2 rRNA genes are annotated in these 3,141 nt (G+C 52.6%); both read left to right on the top strand.

From position 1 onward, the window contains the following. The first annotated feature begins 13 nt into the window (after window positions 1–13). Window positions 14–2,919 (top strand): 23S ribosomal RNA (locus F3J29_RS22570). Between the two features lie 99 nt (window positions 2,920–3,018). Further along, window positions 3,019–3,134, top strand: a 5S ribosomal RNA gene (gene rrf / locus F3J29_RS22565). Window positions 3,135–3,141 lie beyond the last annotated feature (7 nt).

Genomic DNA, 3,141 nt, shown 5'->3' with positions numbered 1-3,141 from the left:
CTTCGGGTTGTGAGGTTAAGCGACTAAGCGTACACGGTGGATGCCCTGGCAGTCAGAGGCGATGAAGGACGTGCTAATCTGCGATAAGCGTCGGTAAGGTGATATGAACCGTTATAGCCGGCGATTTCCGAATGGGGAAACCCAGTGTGATTCGTCACACTATCATTACGTGAATACATAGCGTAATGAAGCGAACCGGGGGAACTGAAACATCTAAGTACCCCGAGGAAAAGAAATCAACCGAGATTCCCCCAGTAGCGGCGAGCGAACGGGGAGCAGCCCAGAACCTGAATCAGTTTGTGTGTTAGTGGAAGCGTCTGGAAAGTCGCAGGGTACAGGGTGATACTCCCGTACACTAAAATGCACATTCTGTGAGTTCGAAGAGTAGGGCGGGACACGTGGTATCCTGTCTGAATATGGGGGGACCATCCTCCAAGGCTAAATACTCCTGACTGACCGATAGTGAACCAGTACCGTGAGGGAAAGGCGAAAAGAACCCCGGCGAGGGGAGTGAAAAAGAACCTGAAACCGTGTACGTACAAGCAGTGGGAGCCTCTTTATGGGGTGACTGCGTACCTTTTGTATAATGGGTCAGCGACTTATATTCTGTAGCAAGGTTAACCGTATAGGGGAGCCGCAGGGAAACCGAGTCTTAACTGGGCGTTAAGTTGCAGGGTATAGACCCGAAACCCGGTGATCTAGCCATGGGCAGGTTGAAGGTTGGGTAACACTAACTGGAGGACCGAACCGACTAATGTTGAAAAATTAGCGGATGACTTGTGGCTGGGGGTGAAAGGCCAATCAAACCGGGAGATAGCTGGTTCTCCCCGAAAGCTATTTAGGTAGCGCCTCGTGAACTCATCTTCGGGGGTAGAGCACTGTTTCGGCTAGGGGGCCATCCCGGCTTACCAACCCGATGCAAACTACGAATACCGAAGAATGTTATCACGGGAGACACACGGCGGGTGCTAACGTCCGTCGTGAAGAGGGAAACAACCCAGACCGCCAGCTAAGGTCCCAAAGTCATGGTTAAGTGGGAAACGATGTGGGAAGGCACAGACAGCCAGGATGTTGGCTTAGAAGCAGCCATCATTTAAAGAAAGCGTAATAGCTCACTGGTCGAGTCGGCCTGCGCGGAAGATGTAACGGGGCTAAACCATGCACCGAAGCTGCGGCAGCGACACTATGTGTTGTTGGGTAGGGGAGCGTTCTGTAAGCCGTCGAAGGTGAACTGTGAGGTTTGCTGGAGGTATCAGAAGTGCGAATGCTGACATAAGTAACGATAAAGCGGGTGAAAAGCCCGCTCGCCGGAAGACCAAGGGTTCCTGTCCAACGTTAATCGGGGCAGGGTGAGTCGACCCCTAAGGCGAGGCCGAAAGGCGTAGTCGATGGGAAACAGGTTAATATTCCTGTACTCGGTGTTACTGCGAAGGGGGGACGGAGAAGGCTATGTTAGCCGGGCGACGGTTGTCCCGGTTTAAGCATGTAGGCGGGAAGTTTAGGTAAATCCGGACTTCTTTTAACGCTGAGGTGTGATGACGAGGCACTACGGTGCTGAAGTAACAAATGCCCTGCTTCCAGGAAAAGCCTCTAAGCATCAGGTAACATTGAATCGTACCCCAAACCGACACAGGTGGTCAGGTAGAGAATACCAAGGCGCTTGAGAGAACTCGGGTGAAGGAACTAGGCAAAATGGTGCCGTAACTTCGGGAGAAGGCACGCTGTCGGTAAGTGAAACCCCTCGCGGGTGGAGCTGAAGGCAGTCGAAGATACCAGCTGGCTGCAACTGTTTATTAAAAACACAGCACTGTGCAAACACGAAAGTGGACGTATACGGTGTGACGCCTGCCCGGTGCCGGAAGGTTAATTGATGGGGTTATCCGCAAGGAGAAGCTCTTGATCGAAGCCCCGGTAAACGGCGGCCGTAACTATAACGGTCCTAAGGTAGCGAAATTCCTTGTCGGGTAAGTTCCGACCTGCACGAATGGCGTAATGATGGCCAGGCTGTCTCCACCCGAGACTCAGTGAAATTGAAATCGCTGTGAAGATGCAGTGTACCCGCGGCAAGACGGAAAGACCCCGTGAACCTTTACTATAGCTTGACACTGAACATTGAGCCTTGATGTGTAGGATAGGTGGGAGGCTTTGAAGCGTGGACGCCAGTCTGCGTGGAGCCAACCTTGAAATACCACCCTTTAATGTTTGATGTTCTAACGTAGACCCGTGATCCGGGTTGCGGACAGTGTCTGGTGGGTAGTTTGACTGGGGCGGTCTCCTCCTAAAGCGTAACGGAGGAGCACGAAGGTTAGCTAATCACGGTCGGACATCGTGAGGTTAGTGCAAAGGCATAAGCTAGCTTGACTGCGAGAGTGACGGCTCGAGCAGGTGCGAAAGCAGGTCTTAGTGATCCGGTGGTTCTGAATGGAAGGGCCATCGCTCAACGGATAAAAGGTACTCCGGGGATAACAGGCTGATACCGCCCAAGAGTTCATATCGACGGCGGTGTTTGGCACCTCGATGTCGGCTCATCACATCCTGGGGCTGAAGTAGGTCCCAAGGGTATGGCTGTTCGCCATTTAAAGTGGTACGCGAGCTGGGTTTAGAACGTCGTGAGACAGTTCGGTCCCTATCTGCCGTGGGCGCTGGAGAATTGAGGGGGGCTGCTCCTAGTACGAGAGGACCGGAGTGGACGCATCACTGGTGTTCGGGTTGTCATGCCAATGGCATTGCCCGGTAGCTAAATGCGGAAAAGATAAGCGCTGAAAGCATCTAAGCGCGAAACTTGCCCCGAGATGAGTTCTCCCTGACCCTTTAAGGGTCCTGAAGGAACGTTGAAGACGACGACGTTGATAGGCTGGGTGTGTAAGCGTAGCGATACGTTGAGCTAACCAGTACTAATGATCCGTGAGGCTTAACCTTACAACACCGAAGGTGTTTTTAGAGACAGAAAGTAAATTTTCAGCTTAGTTCAGGATTAAAGCTCATGGTCATGAGAATGACGGTGAGTAACAGAATTTGCCTGGCGGCCGTAGCGCGGTGGTCCCACCTGACCCCATGCCGAACTCAGAAGTGAAACGCCGTAGCGCCGATGGTAGTGTGGGGTCTCCCCATGCGAGAGTAGGGAACTGCCAGGCATCAAAT

The sequence above is a fragment of the Enterobacter sp. Cy-643 genome (assembly GCF_011752815.1).
In the GTDB taxonomy this organism is placed as follows: Bacteria; Pseudomonadota; Gammaproteobacteria; order Enterobacterales; family Enterobacteriaceae; genus Cedecea.
The sequence above is the reverse complement of the archived record's forward strand: the minus strand, read 5'-3'. Positions and strand labels throughout refer to the sequence as shown.